This window comes from Bradyrhizobium sp. 4, from assembly GCF_023100905.1.
Lineage (GTDB): Bacteria > Pseudomonadota > Alphaproteobacteria > Rhizobiales > Xanthobacteraceae > Bradyrhizobium.
Genome location: NZ_CP064686.1, coordinates 918,343 through 934,978, shown reverse-complemented (window position 1 = coordinate 934,978; position 16,636 = coordinate 918,343). Strand labels below are relative to the sequence as shown.

Here is a 16,636-nt window from a genome sequence, read left to right as displayed (position 1 = left end):
TCAGCCCCCCTGCCCACGCAGCCGCACCGGCAGCGCGCGGAACGTCCTAAGGAACTCGGAGGGCTCCCGGGTCGGCGGCTCGGCCAATGCCAGCGTGGGGAAGCGCGCCTGGATCCGCGGCAGGCTCTCGGCCAACTGCACCCTGGCCAGTTGCGCACCGACGCAGAAGCGGATGCCGTGGCCGAAGCTCAGCATGATCTTTCCGTCCGTCGACATGCCGGGACTGGTGCCGTAGAACCGCGCGGGATCAAAGCGGTCGGGATCGGCGAAGGCGTCCGGGTCGCGATTGCCGGCCGCGATCAGCACGCGCACGTCCGCGTTCTTCGGGATCACCACGCCGCCCAATTCGATGTCGCGCTGGGCGATCCGCATAGTGGTGCTGAACATGACGGGCGAATCGCGGCGCAGGACTTCTTCGACGAATGCCTGCACCCCCACGGCGTCTCCCTCAAGCCAGTGCCGCTGTTCGGGATACGCTAGCATCGCCAACACCGCATGGTCGATGGTCGCAGCAGTGGTTGAGAAGCCGCCCAGCAGCATGCCCCAAAGCATGCTGATCAACTCCGCATCCGACAGCGTGTCGGCATCGTCGTCGTGTGCGCCGACCAGCATCGACACGACGTCGTGGCGGGGATCGGTGCGCTTACGCTGTATGAGGTCCCCGAAGTAGGCCTGCACCCTGGCGCTGGCCGCGTCCGCCGCGGCGAGCTGGGGGTCGCTGGCGTGCGGGCCCAGGCCTTTCAGAATGGGGTCGATGACGGCGGCGAGCCCGAACATGTCGTCCTGGGGCATGCCGAACAGTTCGGCCAAGACCAGCATGGGTAAGGCCAGCGCGAATTCCCGATGCAGGTCCACCGGCTCCCCGCGCTCCAGCGCGGGCGCCATGCCGTCCAGGCGCGCTGCGACGATGCGCGCGATGCTCGGCCGCAGGTTCTCGATCTGGCGCATGGTGAAATCGCGCGAGATCAGCCGGCGCAGACGCGTATGCGCCGGTGGGTCCTTCATCGCTATTGTAGACGCCAGCAGATTGAGTGACCGGCTGGTCGCCGCACGCGGAAAATAGCGCGCCAGTTCGCCCGGCGCTGGTGCCCGAAACGCATCGCCCGTGGCCTTGAGCGCCCAGTAAATATCGGCGTGGCGGCTCAATAGAAAGAGGCCCGACGCCGCGCGATGCACCGGATCGTGCTCGCGCAACCACCGCATAAACGGATACGGGTCGTGGGTGCGCGCTGGCGACGCCAGTTCGGCGAAGGCGTCCCGGCATGCTGCCGTGGTTTCTTGCACGTCCATCTTCCTTACCTGTTGGCTGGCTGATCCGACCGGCGCGCGCCAGGCGCTCGGGCAAACTGCTGAGAACATCGGGGCGATTTCGCCGAGGCCCCCTTCCCATAGAATGCTGTCTGATGCGGATTTGACATTTTGCTTTTCTTTCTTCGTTCCATCGATCGCGGTGTCATTCACGAAATGAAGGTCGGTCGGCGGCTCCCGGCTCGCAACGAAGGAGCTTCAAAACTCGTGCCAATTTGGCCGACCCAGCAGAAGGAAAAGATTGTGATTGCTTTCAGCGGATTAGCCTGAGGCCAGACAAGAGCTCGCGAACTAGGCCAGTGTCGCGGACCAACAAAGGCGACAGAACAGTGTCGGATAGTCGTCAGACGCCAGACTGGCGACACCTTCTTTATCAGTTCTCCTGAATGACGATTCCAGTTGCTGGAATATATGCGGCCTCTCGCAAGTGGACTGCTGTTGCAGGCAGGCCATAATGAGATCCGCGCACACGCGTTCCCAATGAAGGTTTGGGGCACGAAGCCCGCTTTTTTGCACAGGGCTTACGGTATGCTGATCCACTGTTTCGTCATCACTATCGCGAACCTTGCAATCGAGCCAGAAGCGTCAGGCAAAGGCGGGATCTCTGCCTTCGTCGCCACGCATCTGCTCGAAGCGCCAACAAAGACAGTGCTCCAGATCGACTTCAGGTCCGTCGCGATGTCCGGAACTGTTAGCATTCTTGCTCTTCGGGGGAGCGCTCCACGTCGATCTCGCAACCTTGGTAAGCCGCGCCGTGCCCCCAATCGAGCTTGCCACCTTCGCCACGATCACGTCGACGTTTATCCTTGGCTTTCTATTTTGGCAGCCCGCTGGTCTCCTTGGTTAGTCGCTGCCGCTGTCTTTGGCGCTCGTGTCTGGCGGCCTCATCAGCCTGACCGATCCGGTGGCGGTCATGGGTACGCTCAAAATGTAAAGGCACCTGAAGTCTCGAGGTCGAGATGCAGGGCGAGTCACTCTTCAACGAGGTGTCGGCATTGTCGTTTTCACGATCCTGCTGGCCTTCGCCGCCGGCGGTCCATGCGAGGTCGCGGCCCGATTCGGCAACTGCCGGCTTCACGCCAGAACAGGTCGGATCTGGGAGTTCCCTACCAGCTTGTATCTGACAACTCACTCGTCGATCTCGACGGAGAAAGCTGAATCAACCAGGTGGTGTGTGGGTCTGACAGTTTGTTGGGCACACCCGGGCGCAGGCGCTGCAGCCGATGCAAGCGCCTGCGTCCTTCAGCACCATGACCTTCTTTTCGAGCTCATCGTCGTCCTCATCGAGATCGATGATCTCGCCACCCTCGCTTAGCCCCTTCAGCGTCATGACCTCACGGCCGCAGATCTTGTAGCAGCGGCCGCAGCCGATACACTTGTTGGGATCGATAGAAACCAGGTAGTCCGGCCTCCAATTGCGACCGTCGCGGGTCCTGAATGACATGGCTAACCGTCCGCTATGTTTTGTCCAGCGCCTCGAGATATTGGCGCTTGCTTTCGAGCTCGCTGAAGGCAGCGTGGGCCTTCTGGGCCACGCTCAGGATCGACGACCAGTTGACCGGCAGCTCCTCGGAGAGGTCGTGGAGGTCCATCTTGGCCTGGGTCGCCTTGGCCGACAGCTTCTTTATTTCCGCTTTCAGAGTTTCGATATCGCTCACACTTGCCTCAACAACTCGCCACTTCCGGGAACTTACGGATCATCTCAACGCCACTGTTGACGAATTTGTCGCCTTGATTGGCGAGATCAGAGAGATGGTCGAAACCAAAGCGATGCACGTCGCGCAGCTGCTTGCTCACGACAACGAGCCGGCCGCCGATCAGCACGATCCGACCGAACCCTTCGTGATGCATCTTCAGCATTGGCGAGATCATCACACCGGTTGCCTTCTCGATAGAGAGCGCAACGGCGTCGAAGAACAGCTCCAGCCGCCATGTCGTGTCCGGGTCGGGATTGCCGACGATCGGCAGCGCACGGCGCTTGCGCTTGTCGAGAACGTAGGGTTCGAGCAGTTCAAGATCCTTTTTGCCCTCCCAGGCGCCGTGGGTGTCGTGGGCGCGCCAGATCTTGATGAGCTCTTTCAGAAATGGCCATTCCGCGGCGGCGGCGGCTGGAGTGACTTCAGACGGATCGGCCATCTTTATTCCTTCAGGCTTCGAAATCCACCGTACGTTCCCGGCTTTTGGTGAGCAGCTTCCGCAGCCAGGGCGGCGGCGACCCCTTCAGCACGGTTTCGAGTTTGACGCAAAGGTCGTGGATGGGCTCTGGCTGCAGCACCTTCATCGGATGGATGTTCCTGGCGACGACTCGCGCAGCACCCGAGCCGCCAATCGCCGCAACATAGAGGATTGCGCACTCCCTGATCGCCTCGATCTTCGGCGCGAGCTTATCCTCATTGCCGTCTTCGGTGAGGTCACCGTCGAATTGGATCGCCTCGATAAACCGATGCCCGTCCGGGCCGACCTCGTAGATCACGATGTTCTTGGCCCAGCCGAAGTGGGCATCGACGTGCTTCAAGTCCTGAGTGGCGAATGCAACTTTCATCCGGGTTGTTTTCTCTCCCTGCTCAATGCAACTGGGTGGATGGACCTGTGGGCCGCCGCAGCTTGATCGCCAGGTGTCGGGCGTCGGCCCATGGTTCGCTTCGCGGTCCGTGATGATCAGATTGGCGATGTCAAAGATCAGATCGCGCGTGCCGCGATAGCCAACCATCGTGAGGTGCGCAGCGCCAAGGCGATCGAACATCGGAAAGCCTACCCGGAAGAACGGGACATTGAGTCGCGAAGCGGCCTGGCGACCATGTGAATGCGACATCAAGAGGTCGCAGTCACGCGACCTGGCAAGCTCTTCAAGGTCCTCCAGATCGCCGATCAGGACGTCCTCGGTCCTGACCCGCTGGAGCACCGGTGAGTTCGTCGTCGTCACCGCAGCACTTACCTGTGCGCCCATCTCGTGGAGCAAGCTGGAGAGATCGAATAATAAGTCCGGCTCGGCGCCGATCGCGAGCTTGCGGCCGCCGATATGGAAATGTGCATCCAGCATGGCGTCTGCCAGCTGTCCACGCTGCCGGCGATATTTCCAGGGCACCGACCGGCCGCTGATCTGGCTCAGAAAGGCGATGAATTCGTCATTTGGGATAAGGCCACAGAGCCGCTCGAACAGGCGGAACGGCGCGCCTGTCCGCACCTGCATGGCCTCGGCCGCACGGCGCATCTGCGCGCCGATCGCGATCGTCCAGGCCGCCTGCCCCATGGTCGCAATCTCGTCCACTCCAATGCCCCCGATCGTGGTGGGCGTGAATTCGTCGGGGATGTGACCGTCCAGCGAACCGGCGACGTCCGGCAGGAACGAGGGCTTGAGCCCAAAATCCTCAAAAATCGTGCGCAGCTCGTCGAGATCGCCGGGCGTGAGGTGGCATCCAGGTAGCACGTTGACGCGGGAGATATCGCGCGGTCTCGCCGTGTCGACGGGAGCCACAAGCATCTCGATCATCCGCGCCACTGTCTTGCCCCAGCCATCCTGAAATGCATCCTTGAAATCCGGGGTGGAGACGTAGACAAGGGGGAGCTTTTCGAGCTTCGGATGCTTCTGTCGGATCAACCGGATGAAGGCTTCGACGTCATCGCCGTTGGTCTCGGTGACGCCAGTCGAATTGATACCAATGATCTCAGGCTCGAGCCGATTGTAGATGTTGAGGATCGCCTGTTCGAGATTCTCGTGGCCACCGAGCACGGTGGCAACCTCGCTCATGGCCGTCGTCTGCATCGGCACGGCTTCATTGAAATGGCGCACGAACAGCGTTAGCCCGAAGGAGGTGCAACCTTGCGGACCGTGCAAAAGCGGCATCGCGCCGCGCAGTCCCAGGAAGGCAAATGAGCCGCCGATCGGCTGGCTCATTTTGAGCGGATTGACCGAACAGGCTTTCTTCGAGGTAGTGACGACCGCCATGCCGTTCCCCTACTCCGCCGCCTGCAGCGCAGGGGGCTGCAAATCGGAACGAATGTCCTTACAAGCAACGCACCGTGCGGTGGAATTGGTGCATGGCTTGGCGAGGTTCAGGCCATCGGCCGCAATCGCGCTCTCGCCACCGCTGGCCTCATTTTCATTCGCGAGACTTATCGTATTGACGCCGTTCTTGCTCGCGTCTCGAACTGGATCAGCGGCTTGCGCATACATCTGCGCAACCGTCCTTGCCTGACGCTTTCGGTCGAACTCATCCCATGGCGCGGCTTGGCGGAGCTGATCCCATATCGGATTGTAGAGCGCTTTCTCGATCTCCTCCATGAGCTTGACAATCCCGATATAGCCCATATAGGCGTGGCAGCGCTCCTGGTTGATATCGAGCCACGGCATCGCCGCCTTTAGTGCGACGAATTGCGACTTGCCGCCCGAGAGCATGATGTCGGCTTTTGCGTCCTTTAGCATCTTGTAGATCTCGCGAGGCGACATGTCCTCGATCATGTGGGCGTGCTGGCCCATTAACTCCTTGATACGTTCCTTGTCCTTCTTGGTCGATTTCTTCACGGACGTGCCGACGATCTCGAGCCCGGCCTCTTGCAAAGCGGACACCATCGACCAGGATTTCACGCCACCGGTGATGAGAACAACCCTCTTTGCGGCAAAGCGTGGCTTGAAACGTTCAATCGCAGCCCAGGCTTTGGTCTCTTCGCGTGCGATCAGGGCTTGCGTGCGTTCCATCAGCTCGGCCGGCGCGCCGCGTTCGATCAGCATGCGCGCGATCTGGCGTAGTGAATCGCTGGAATCCTCAATACCGTAGAACGAGCCTTCAAAAAACGGGATGCCGTAGCGCTGCCTCATCTTCCGTGCGACGTTGATCATTGCCTTTGAGCAGACCATCATCGCGGCTTTGGCTCGGTGCGAATAAGCCACCTCGCGATACTTGCCGTCCCCCGAGATGCACGACAGGATCCGGATTCCGAGCTCATCGAGCAGCGGCTTGACCTGCCAGAGCTCGCCGGACAGGTTGTATTCGCCGATGATGTTGATGTCATACGCAGTGGTGTAATCGGGCTCTCCGGTACCGATGACGTGCTCCAGCAGTGCTTCGCCTGCGAGCTTGTTGCCGAGGTTCTTCGACCCCACAAATCCCGGTGCATTGATGGGAATGACCGGTTTGCCAAGTTTGGCGGAGGCTGCCTTGCAGACCGCATCGATGTCGTCACCGATCATTGCGGGCACGCATGTCTGGTAGACGAAGATGGCCTGCGGGTCGTATTTCTCTGTGATCTCCTTGACTGCCCTGTACAGCCGCTTCTCGCCGCCGAACACGATGTCGGTCTCGCTCATGTCCGTGGTGAAGCTTCTGCGCCACAGATCGGAGCCGGAGGAGGCGGAACCGCGATTGTCCCAAGAATTGCCCTCACAGGCGATTGGACCATGCACAAGATGGGCGACGTCGGTGAAGGGCTGCAGTGCGACTTTGGCGCCATCGAAGGCACACCCACCGGCGACGCCGCCCGGCTTCAGCTGCTTGGTGCATCCATTCTTGCGCTCGACGTTCGACTTGCTCGCATTCCTGGCGCAGCCCGGTTCGTTAAAGACGTCCTGTATGGTCGTGGGAAGCGAAGTCATGGTGTCTCTTTCGGGGATGTCAAGACATTCGCACAGACCAAGAGGATGGCCCGGCGGATAACCCGGGATCCCCGCCACAGCGCTGCTGTTCCTGCGGACGATGAGGCGGGGCGCTCGCCTCAACGTATGATGTCGAAGCTGTAGTCCGTCTTGCCAACCGAGCTGGTTTTTCTATCGATCTCATCAAAGATCTTGTCGAGAATCTTGACCAGCACATTCATGCTACCCTGATAGCCCCACACTGGATAACGATGGTGATGATGGCGATCGAAGATGGGAAACCCGATTCGGATTAGCGGCGTTCCAGTGTCACGCTCGAGATACTTGCCGTAGGTGTTACCGATCAGGAAATCGACTGGTTCTGTGAACAGGAGCGAACGCATGTGCCAGAGATCCTTGCCCGGGAAGGCGCGGCAGTTTTTACCGAACGGCGAGCTCGCGAACAGCGCCTGCATCTTCTGCTCCCAGCCCTTACTTCCGTTGGTCGAGAGCACGTGCGTCGGCTCAGCGCCAAGCTCCAGCAAGAATGCGGCAAGGCCATAGGAGAGGTCGGGATCGCCGTAGATCGCGAACTTCTTGCCGTGAACATGCGCGCTAGAGTCAGCCATTGCGTCTACCAGACGCCCGCGCTCCCGCTCCAGCGCATTGGGAATTGCCTTGTTGGTGATACGCGACAGCGTCATCAGGAAATCGTCCGTGGCGCTGACACCCAGAGGGTGATTGAAGGAGACGACCTCCTGGTCGTGCCCCTTGATGAAGGGCAACGTCTTCTCCGTACAATATTGCTGCATGGAAATGGTTGCCTTCGCATGTACTGCGTTCGCGGCATCCTTTAGTGTCGTGCCGCCATCATACATGCGGAACTCGCCGTCGGTGGGGGTATCGAACACATCACTGTTATCCGCGAGGATCGTGTAGCCGATCCCCATCAGCTCGAAGATGCGCTTTATCTCACGGATGTTCCCGACAGTGTAGCCGTCGAAGCCACCGATGAAGTTGATCCAGTTGTTCGCTTTGCGCTGGAGTTTAGGCGCCGTGCCGGCTTTGCCATCCCAGAAATGCTCGAGGATGCCCTTGAGCGTGTTGTCGTAGCCGGTAATGTGGCTACCGACGAATGCAGGAGTGTGAGCGAATGGTACGTCGTAATCCGCGGGGACTGAACCTTTTTCCTTTGATGTTTTGATGAAGGCGTTGAGGTCGTCGCCAATGACTTCCGCCATGCAGGTCGTGGCGACCGCGATCATCTTCGGCTTGTACATGTTGTAGCTGTTGGCAAGCCCGTCGGTCAGGTTGTTGAGCCCCCCGAACACAGCCGCGTCTTCCGTCATGGACGAGGAGACGCACGAAGTCGGCTCCTTGAAGTGCCGCGACAAATGGCTGCGATAATACGCGACGCAACCCTGGGAGCCGTGGACGAACGGCAGTGTGCGCTCGAACCCGAGCGCGGCGAACACCGCACCTAGCGGCTGGCAAGCCTTCGCCGGATTGACGGTTAGCGCTTCGCGGGCGAAGTTCTTCTCGCGGTATTCGGGCGTCTTGGACCATTCTCCGATACGGTCGACTTCGGCGGGATCGTGCGGATTCTCAAATAGCGCCTTCTTATTGGCCAGCATCTGCTGGTATTCGTCTCCCCGGAAAAGCTCGGAGTGGTCGAGGATGTGTTCGGCGTTCTGTGTCATCATGGCACTCTTCAGGTTCTTGTGTTCGTTCTCCTGCCCTTCCCTCCTCTGCGGAGGAAAGGGCCCGAGCGTCGGCTTTCCTATTCCGCCGCCATGAGGCTCGGCCGCGGAGCGTCCTTCCAAGGTGCGGTGGTCTTCCCCCAGATCGGGGAGTTGATTGCCATGTCCATGTCTCGGGCGAAGATCGCGAAGCCGTCATAACCGTGGTAAGGACCCGAGTAGTCCCAGGAATGCATTTGGCGGAACGGCACGCCCATCTTTTGGAAGACGTATTTTTCCTTGATACCGGAGCCGACGAGGTCGGGCCGGATCTTTTCGACGAAGCGCTCGAATTCGTAGCCGGTGACATCGTCGTAGATCAGCGTGCCGTCCTTGACGTAGTGCTGGGCGGTGCGCTGATAGTCGTCGTTGTGACCGAACTCATAGCCTGTGCCGACAACATCCATGCCGAGGTCCTCATACGCGCCGATGACGTGGCGAGGACGTAGGCCGCCCACGAACAGCATTACAGTCTTGCCATCGAGCCGCGGCCGGTACTTCGCGGTCACCGCATCGACCAGCGGCTGATATTTCGCGATGACGCGCTCGGCGCCCTCCTTGATCTTATCATCGAAGAAGCTTGCAATTTTGCGCAGCGACTCCGCGATTTTGGAAGGCCCGAAGAAGTTGTACTCGCACCAGGGAATCCCGAATTTTTCCTCCATGTGCCGTGAGATGTAGTTCATCGAGCGATAGCAATGCAATATGTTGAGCTTCGCTTTCGGCGTCGCCTCCAATTCAGCGAGAGATCCATCCCCGGACCACTGGGCGATGACGCGCAGGCCCATTTCTTCGAGCAGGATCCGTGACGACCAGGCGTCGCCGCCGATGTTGTAGTCACCGATGATGGCGACGTCATAGGCGGTCGGCTGAAATTTAGAGCTGGCTTCTGGGGCGCTCTTGTCGAAGATCCAATCTCGAATGGCGTCGTTCGCGATGTGATGGCCGAGCGATTGTGACACGCCACGAAAACCCTCGCACCGCACAGGCACGATGGTTTTGCCGCCATATTCCTTTGACTTTTCTCTGGAGACTGCCTCGATATCGTCACCGATCAAACCAATCGGACATTCGGACTGAATGGTAATGCCCCTGTTGAGAGGAAACAGCTCCTGTAGCTCGTCGATGAGTTTGGTGACCTTTTTATCTCCGCCGAACACGATATCCTTTTCCTGGAAATCGGAAGTGAACTGCAGTGTCACGAACGTGTCGATGCCGGTCGTGCCGACGTAGTAGTTGCGCCGCGAGCCCCATGAGTACTGACCACAGCCGACCGGACCGTGGCTAATGTGGATCATGTCCTTGATCGGCCCCCAGACCACGCCCTTGGAGCCCGCGTAGGCGCAGCCGCGGATGGTCATTACGCCCGGAATGGACTTGATATTCGACTTGACGCCACAATCGGACTTCCCCGCCTCGTGAACACTCAGATGCTTGGCGCGCCTTTTGGCGGTCTTCTCTGGGTAGACCTTCAACACCTCATCGATTAGCTGCTTGTTGCGCGCCTTGATCTCTGCGACGCTCTCGGTAGTTGCTCGGCTCATACAAATTTCCTTTCGATTGTCGTCTCAAATGAAGAAGCGGCGCTTTTCCGGTAGACCGACGGATTTCCGATCCGGCGTTGAGGTGTAAAGCGTGCAATCTCGCTGGCCGGTCCTACCGGACGCAACTCTGCGGGGTTCTGGATCATGCCGCAGCGATCGATCAGAATGTTGCAGCTCATCTCGGCTAAGCGCTTGCGAGCGCCATGTGTGACGCTGTTGATTTGTCGACGGAATCGCTGACCAAGACGCGTCTCGGTGATGTCATGCCTGCCCTCCAGCCTTGGTCATATCGGCTTCTTTACTCGCTCGCGTGCCATCAGGGGCGGCCTGCCCCTCTGCATGTCGATGCAAAGGGCTAACAGCCGCCTGTTGCGCAGGGGTTTGCAACGAGTGTGCCAGCGCTGGTTGAACACGAAAAACCCACGTCTGTAGAGCTAGATAGCTGGCAGGATGCGGATGTTATAAACCCGACCCTACGTGGCACCGACAGGCGTGCCCGCTAACGCTCTGTCTGAAACAAAACAATCACTTGCGCTCTCCGCCAGCGAGATAGGTAGAGTCTTCCCGCGCGCCGGCGTCACTCCGGTGCGCAGCTTTGCTTGGCGCCCCATCGAGCGATCGCAAACACGATCGGCTCGAGAGAGTTCAGCGCACGTAGATGCGCCCATGGTGTTTGCGATCGATACTGAGCAAGTGATGTTGAGCGTTGCAGCACCTCTTCTGGATGACTAAGAGAACTCAGTTGTCAGAAGGCGTTGTTTCACTTACAGGCGATCTTTCGCTTCGCTCGTCATTCCAGTTGATCTCTCGTGGAGACGCGCTCTAAGTGGCGACACCCGATCTCGTGGAGAGCATTGGGGCTGATCGATTCTCAACCCGCGATAGCCTTAAAGGCGCAAGCTCCTGGCCCTTGCTCATTCGGGGTAAAGAGGTCGGCGTTCTGCGTCATTCGGCAGCTCAGTTGCAGCTCGCTTCAGCATCTCGGGAAGGCACGCCCCGACGCAATTCGGCGCTTGGATCGCTCGCCCGTCGACTTTTTGCTAACGCCGCTTGCGGGAGCGTGACGCGGTGAGCCGACGCCGGCACGCGGCACTGAGTGCAGCGACAACGAGGCCTATCTGATGATGAGCGCGAGGCGCTGCTCCCACTACAGACGGACACCACTAGAGCGGCTCCATCAGCGCGGGCTGCCCTCAAATTCGCGTTGAGCGTTCATCCTCCGTCAATGAAGCTTCGCATATTCTTCGTTCGGCAAATAGGGCCCCGTGGATAGCCTACTTTATCTACTTCCCGGCGCGAAATTGATGCTTTCCAGCCTTAGGGCCAACGGCATGGGGCAAAACAAACCCGCCGGCTGGACGGCGGGGGCTTGAAGCGAGCATGATGGGTCCGAGATCTACGGAGCGGCTCGGCTGCTCATCGTCCGGCCGATGTTGCGGAGGTTGAGATTACACCGAGGGCGAGCCAGCGCTGCATTCCGGGTGCGCCATTCTTGGCATCGCGGAACCAGCGCTTCTTCTGTTCGCGCTTGCGCTCAGGGCTTTTGCTCGGTCGATTGGGGATGCATACCCCCCAATGCTCTCGCAGCGGCCTCGTTCTGGCAGAGTAGAATCCGGCGTCAGTCGCCACCAGCCGCGGCACGCCCCCTGGTAGGTGCGATGGCCGTGATCAACAGATCGCCATTGCGCCGCCGGACATAGAGTTAGTCGACAATCTTGCAGCTTGATCATTTTGCCGAACTCATTGGGCTTGCCGGCTTGTCCTTACGGATGATCTCGGGCCGGCGGCTCGAACACGCTGAGAACCTTATCTTCCACATGAAGTGTCGCCGTGGAAGATGCGCGCCCAGGCTCTTGACGGATCACCCGCAGCACCAGCGGCAACATCCGATCGAGCTCCGCGCGGAGTCCCCTCCAGTGCGATCTGCTGCAGAATGTCCGTCGCCCTCTTCACTCCTTTGGATATTTCTGCGCTTGCGGAAATAAAGCGTAAGACACGAGTCACTTCCAAAAAAGAGATTCTGGCCAATCTATGAACTCCAATTCGAAGCTACGTAGGCCAGTAAGTTTGGTGGTGAATTTAAGGGTCTTCCCTGAAAGGGCTGCCAATGAGCCAGATGCGAACTTGAATACTGTCGTGCCGGAAGTTGCGACCGCAATGCCTTGCTCCCCTTCCATGCTAGAGAAGCCGGTCGCCTCGGAGAGTTGCCCAATTGCAACTCCCTCCAGCGCGCGGTGAAATTCCAGGGACGCTAGGTACGTTCCTTTATCAGCAGCCCACTCGCTGACCGACACTGCTGTAATCCCCGCGTCACGCGAGAGACCATCCGCGATCCGGCAGCCATATTGAACCGTGAGAATGACCCGCTCGTTCCGAACTCCGACCGGCTCTCGATCGGCGGCAGTGATCGTGCACGCGTACCGCCTTGTGTCCGCAACCGCGCTCGCGCTTAGCCCGAGCAGCTCGAGAGCGGAACATAATGCAAAAGCGATAGCGGCTCTTCTCATTCGGCTACACCTAGTCTGGAGTATCGTTCGCCTGCTCTGTACAACCTGACGCTACGGCCGATTCAAGCTTCTTCGATCGCTCTGTCGGATGAAAGCTACTCATGGTGACCGCGGTTTCGCAGAAAAGGCGCAATCGGTGTCCCCCAGCCGTGGTCCTGGATGGCCGGCCCGAACGGTTTCATTATCGGCGCTCACCGTGCGCCGCGGGCCAGCACATCGGTGAAAAGGCTGAGGACCGACGCATTTCAGCTCGGCGGCGGTCATGATGGCGCGGCGGTCCGCGGCGACGGAGCCTACGTTTCTGACGCAGGCGCATGCGTTCTATGAGCCGACGCCATTTTGCGCGCCAATGACCTGCGGCTCCCGAATTTTGCTTGACAGTGTCAATGTAAAAGGAAACGTGGTCGCTAGGAGCCGTTCAAAGGCAGATTGCCGCTCAAGCAGGCGATCTTCGAGAACCTTACGCTCGAGATCACTCAGCTCGCTTTTAAGCCTTCTTCGACAGCGCCAAATGTCATTCCGCACGTGTCGGATCTCATTCAATCGATCGTCAATCGCAGCCATCACCGACGCCATATCTAACTTGAACCAGCCATGGACAACTGGTCAATCACGTCCTTCCCTCAGTAAGACGCGGATGAGATCTCACGACCTGGCCATCTGCGGACATGATGTAAAGATCTCCTACCAACATGTCCTCTTGTACGGAAGTCTTTCAACGCAAGAGCACGAAGTGACCATTGCTTCTGCAGAAGTTCAGCGATTCTTGCGACCAGCGCGCAGGATTTCAAAAGCTGCCACTAGGCCGTGAGTGGGTCGAAATGGTTATCTTATCCCAACCCACACGCGGCCCGATCAGGTGTCAGGCCGGCACTTCAGCTGGTGTCGAATGGGAATATCCGAGTAAATCGGACGGTCGTACCGTCAAACTCTAGTCTTGGTAACAGATTTGAGATGGGCAATTGCTCTGCCAGCGAACCCCAGGTGGGATTCAAGGCAAGCCATGTTCAGGCTTCGGGGCTCGTCTGTTACAAACGAGCGCGATTTCGGAGGCGGCGCGCAAAGAGCCGACCCGAACTGAGTCGGCGAGCCTTCAGTCGGCAGGGCGAGGCGAAATCGTGAGCGATGCGCACCGCCGGGCGCCTCGGCTCAGTGTCTCGCCGTAGGCCAGCGTAGATCTTTGTACCGCCGTGCCACGTGTGGCCGGCAAGCCTGGCAATCGGATCTCATCACAAAACTTCCTGAGCGATGATGTCTAGCCGGGACTGGCGCTTGTCGCATCTGTGACACTGTATGTATTCATCAAAGCAAGACATCCGACGTTGTTCGGCAGCCCGGACTCGTTTTGTACCTAAATCAGCAGCTTGCATGTCAGATGCAAGACTGGCATGGGGGTTGCTATTGTCCAGCGACACCGTGAGCGCTGAGCGCGACCAGCGGTGCAACACGGATAGACTTCGCTGGAGCGTATTGGCCACCCAATCGCTCAATGGAGAACCGATGCGGCCACCGGACAGATTATCCTTTTTCGGCACGCTTATTGTTGTCAGATCGGCCATCATTCCGAAGGTTGAGGCGCTAGTCTGATCTACCAAGGTCGTGATCTAAGCTCAAAGCGAATTCGCGAATCAAATAACGGCTTAAAGCCTCTTGGGCGAACGCCGGCAGCGAGCACCTCGAAATCGAACATTTGATGCAGCCTCGCTTCACAGGATCCGGTGCATGCTGCGCCGGCCCGTTGAGGGAACAGAGTGTGGCATCGCTTTCGACTGTTTCCTTCGTATCAATCAGAGCTGATGAGGCGGGTGTATGAACAAATCGATCCGGGAGCTTCGGCTTGTGGCTGAAGCATCTGTTTTGGCGATTGGCCTGTTGATGTCGTCAGGAGCTAGCGCGGACGATGATCTTATGAGAACCGCCAGGCAGATTTTCCATCCGATCCCCTCAATCATTCCTGCGGTAAAGGACAATCCAGTCACGCATGAAAAGGTCGAGCTTGGCAAAATTCTGTTCTTCGATCCGCGGCTATCGGCAAGCGAGATCATTAGCTGCAATACGTGCCACAATCTCGGCAGCGGCGGAGTCGATGCCGGTCCGACCTCAGTCGGTCACGGCTGGAAGGTCGGCCTACGTCGGGCCCCAACCGTCTACAACGCGGTGTTCAATTCGGCGCAATTCTGGGACGGACGCGCCGCGGACCTCAAGGCGCAAGCAACTGGCCCTGTGCAGGCGAGTGCCGAAATGAATGCGACTCCGGATCATGTGCTCGACACCTTGAACTCAATGGCCAGTTATGTCGTCTTGTTCAAAAATGCTTTCCCGAACGAGGCGAGACCGGTCAGCTTTGAAAACTTTGCGAAGGCAATCGAGGCTTTTGAAGCCACTCTCATCACACCTGCGGCCCCGTTCGATCAGTATTTGGAGGGCAATACACATGCTCTCGATGATCAGCAGAAGTCAGGGTTGGCGCTGTTTATGGAGAAGGGATGCTCCTCTTGCCACAATGGAATCAATGTCGGTGGACAGGCCTACTTCCAGTTCGGCGTGATGAAGAAGCCGGACGCAACCCTGCTTCCGCAAGCCGATAAGGGCCGATTCGCGGTCACCAAGGCGGTCGGCGACGAATATGTCTTCCGCGCTGCGCCGTTGCGGAACGTTGCTTTGCGAGCCCCTTACTTCCATTCGGGCCAGGTTTGGAGCCTGAAGCAAGCTGTTGCCTTGATGAGTGAAATCCAGCTCGGCGCCAAGCTTAGCGATGGGGAGGAAAACGACATTGTCGCGTTCCTGAATTCGCTTACCGGGCGGCTACCTAAGATCGAGTATCCGATACTACCCACCCGGACGAACACGACGCCAAAGCCTTCAATAGACAGATAGGATTAACAGCACCGGCCTCATATCTTGCCGAATGATAACAGATGCGACGCAAGAACCCGGCGTCCCGCAATGACGTTAAAATGAATGATCCCGTGCTGTCACTCATAACCAAGCGATCGGGTAGGAGGAAGCCTCGCGGCTTCCCCCTCCCACACCACCCTACGTACGGACCCGTAAACCGCGGTTAGTCAAGCCCGATTGAGATGGCGGTGCAGTCCAATGAGGAACGGCAGACCGAGGTGCACGAAAAAGGCGGCGCGATAAGCGTCGTTCATGTGGCTGGCCCCGGCATTCCACCAGGCCACGGCCGTTGAAGGCCGACTGCCATGCCCGCTCCGGATCGAGCCCACGTTGCATCAAGCGCTTGGCGGGTGTCCATGGTCGCTTCCACGGGCGCCAGAGGCCCGCCTTGGGGTCGGACGAACAGTCGCGGCCAGCGTTGCGGTGCCGGCTTGCGAACGCGTCCCTCAGCGCCATCCAAAGCCGGTCATCAAGAGAGCGCGCGATTCGCTGTCCACGCCGCGGATGCCCTTGGTCAGTAAGACGCGGTCCACGATGGGCCCGAGCAGCTTCTCTATTTTTTTGGCCGACCCTCTCCCACATCTCCGTTACGGCCGCCCAGTGAGCTTCCTGCTCCTCGTGACTCTCAGTGTCCGGCGTCCAGCCAGCCGACACCCGGCGCATGAACTATGGCGACACTCCGGGCGCGGCTCTCGCTGTCCGTCCAGACGCGATGGAGTTCGCCTGCCAAGGCCGTTGCCTGGCGGTGGGTCGGATGCACGGGAGCGTCATTGCGGACGGCCTGCCAAACACCCTCTAGATAGGCCGCGGCGACTCCATGCGCGACTTCGCTTCGCTGGGCTCTGTGGGTGCGGAGGGAAAATCGAACGGCCTGAGCGCTCTCGCTAGGCGTCACAAAAACGAAATCATCACCGAGCGGAATAGCCAGCTCGATGCCCGCAGCCTTGGGGCGGACGTCCGCTGGAATGCGCCGCACGAATGAAGGAAAGCGAGACCCGTCCCAGCGCATCGGCCGAACAACCCTGAACAGCAATGTTACACCCCATTGTTACACAGTCGGGGCCAGCGCAA

General features: G+C 59.0%; 11 protein-coding genes and 1 pseudogene. 1 reads left to right on the top strand and 11 read right to left on the bottom strand.

Going from position 1 to position 16,636, the window contains the following annotated elements:
* The 11 genes and pseudogenes from IVB45_RS04350 to IVB45_RS04300 all read right to left on the bottom strand — a co-directional run bounded on the left by IVB45_RS04350 (position 1) and on the right by IVB45_RS04300 (position 14,229).
* On the bottom strand, positions 1 to 1,290 hold the full coding sequence (locus tag IVB45_RS04350; protein ID WP_247359599.1) for a cytochrome P450: 1,290 nt from the start codon (positions 1,288 to 1,290) through the stop codon (positions 1 to 3).
* A 1,177-nt stretch (positions 1,291 to 2,467) separates the two neighbouring features.
* Positions 2,468 to 2,752, bottom strand: coding sequence for a ferredoxin III, nif-specific (gene fdxB / locus IVB45_RS04345; RefSeq protein WP_247359570.1), 285 nt, complete (start codon positions 2,750 to 2,752; stop codon positions 2,468 to 2,470).
* A 13-nt stretch (positions 2,753 to 2,765) separates the two neighbouring features.
* Positions 2,766 to 2,966 (bottom strand): CCE_0567 family metalloprotein, encoded by a 201-nt coding sequence (locus IVB45_RS04340; RefSeq protein WP_018457678.1) that lies wholly within the window; start codon positions 2,964 to 2,966, stop codon positions 2,766 to 2,768.
* 7 nt (positions 2,967 to 2,973) lie between these two features.
* Positions 2,974 to 3,444: a NifX-associated nitrogen fixation protein gene (locus tag IVB45_RS04335; RefSeq protein ID WP_247299062.1), complete on the bottom strand. Its 471-nt coding sequence runs from the start codon at positions 3,442 to 3,444 to the stop codon at positions 2,974 to 2,976.
* A gap of 10 nt (positions 3,445 to 3,454) precedes the next feature.
* Positions 3,455 to 3,850 carry a nitrogen fixation protein NifX gene (nifX, locus tag IVB45_RS04330; protein ID WP_247299065.1) on the bottom strand — a complete coding sequence of 132 codons (396 nt, stop codon included), beginning with the start codon at positions 3,848 to 3,850 and terminating at the stop codon, positions 3,455 to 3,457.
* Between the two features lie 66 nt (positions 3,851 to 3,916).
* Positions 3,917 to 5,254, bottom strand: a pseudogene (gene nifN / locus IVB45_RS04325) (nitrogenase iron-molybdenum cofactor biosynthesis protein NifN); the annotation flags it as partial.
* Positions 5,255 to 5,263: 9 nt separating this feature from the next.
* Positions 5,264 to 6,898, bottom strand: a complete 1,635-nt coding sequence (nifE, locus tag IVB45_RS04320) for a nitrogenase iron-molybdenum cofactor biosynthesis protein NifE (protein ID WP_247359598.1) — start codon at positions 6,896 to 6,898, stop codon at positions 5,264 to 5,266.
* A gap of 119 nt (positions 6,899 to 7,017) precedes the next feature.
* Positions 7,018 to 8,577 (bottom strand): nitrogenase molybdenum-iron protein subunit beta, encoded by a 1,560-nt coding sequence (nifK, locus tag IVB45_RS04315; protein WP_247359597.1) that lies wholly within the window; start codon positions 8,575 to 8,577, stop codon positions 7,018 to 7,020.
* A gap of 80 nt (positions 8,578 to 8,657) precedes the next feature.
* Positions 8,658 to 10,160, bottom strand: coding sequence for a nitrogenase molybdenum-iron protein alpha chain (gene nifD / locus IVB45_RS04310; RefSeq protein ID WP_018457672.1), 1,503 nt, complete (start codon positions 10,158 to 10,160; stop codon positions 8,658 to 8,660).
* 2,000 nt (positions 10,161 to 12,160) lie between these two features.
* Complete coding sequence (locus IVB45_RS04305; protein WP_247299071.1) at positions 12,161 to 12,454, bottom strand: hypothetical protein; 294 nt, start codon at positions 12,452 to 12,454, stop codon at positions 12,161 to 12,163.
* Positions 12,455 to 13,896: 1,442 nt separating this feature from the next.
* Positions 13,897 to 14,229, bottom strand: coding sequence for a hypothetical protein (locus tag IVB45_RS04300; protein ID WP_247359569.1), 333 nt, complete (start codon positions 14,227 to 14,229; stop codon positions 13,897 to 13,899).
* Between the two features lie 247 nt (positions 14,230 to 14,476).
* Here IVB45_RS04300 and IVB45_RS04295 point away from each other — a divergent pair, with 247 nt between their 5' ends.
* Positions 14,477 to 15,544, top strand: a complete 1,068-nt coding sequence (locus tag IVB45_RS04295) for a cytochrome-c peroxidase (protein WP_018457668.1) — start codon at positions 14,477 to 14,479, stop codon at positions 15,542 to 15,544.
* Positions 15,545 to 16,636: the final 1,092 nt, after the last annotated feature.

Bases quoted from the DNA above. Each gene is read 5' to 3' on its own strand.
- fdxB (WP_247359570.1), bottom strand. From the start codon at position 2,752: ATGTCATTCAGGACCCGCGACGGTCGCAATTGGAGGCCGGACTACCTG.
- IVB45_RS04300 (WP_247359569.1), bottom strand. From the start codon at position 14,229: ATGATGGCCGATCTGACAACAATAAGCGTGCCGAAAAAGGATAATCTG.
- IVB45_RS04350 (WP_247359599.1), bottom strand. From the start codon at position 1,290: ATGGACGTGCAAGAAACCACGGCAGCATGCCGGGACGCCTTCGCCGAA.
- IVB45_RS04335 (WP_247299062.1), bottom strand. From the start codon at position 3,444: ATGGCCGATCCGTCTGAAGTCACTCCAGCCGCCGCCGCCGCGGAATGG.
- IVB45_RS04295 (WP_018457668.1), top strand. From the start codon at position 14,477: ATGAACAAATCGATCCGGGAGCTTCGGCTTGTGGCTGAAGCATCTGTT.
- nifE (WP_247359598.1), bottom strand. From the start codon at position 6,898: ATGACTTCGCTTCCCACGACCATACAGGACGTCTTTAACGAACCGGGC.
- nifD (WP_018457672.1), bottom strand. From the start codon at position 10,160: ATGAGCCGAGCAACTACCGAGAGCGTCGCAGAGATCAAGGCGCGCAAC.
- nifX (WP_247299065.1), bottom strand. From the start codon at position 3,850: ATGAAAGTTGCATTCGCCACTCAGGACTTGAAGCACGTCGATGCCCAC.
- nifK (WP_247359597.1), bottom strand. From the start codon at position 8,577: ATGACACAGAACGCCGAACACATCCTCGACCACTCCGAGCTTTTCCGG.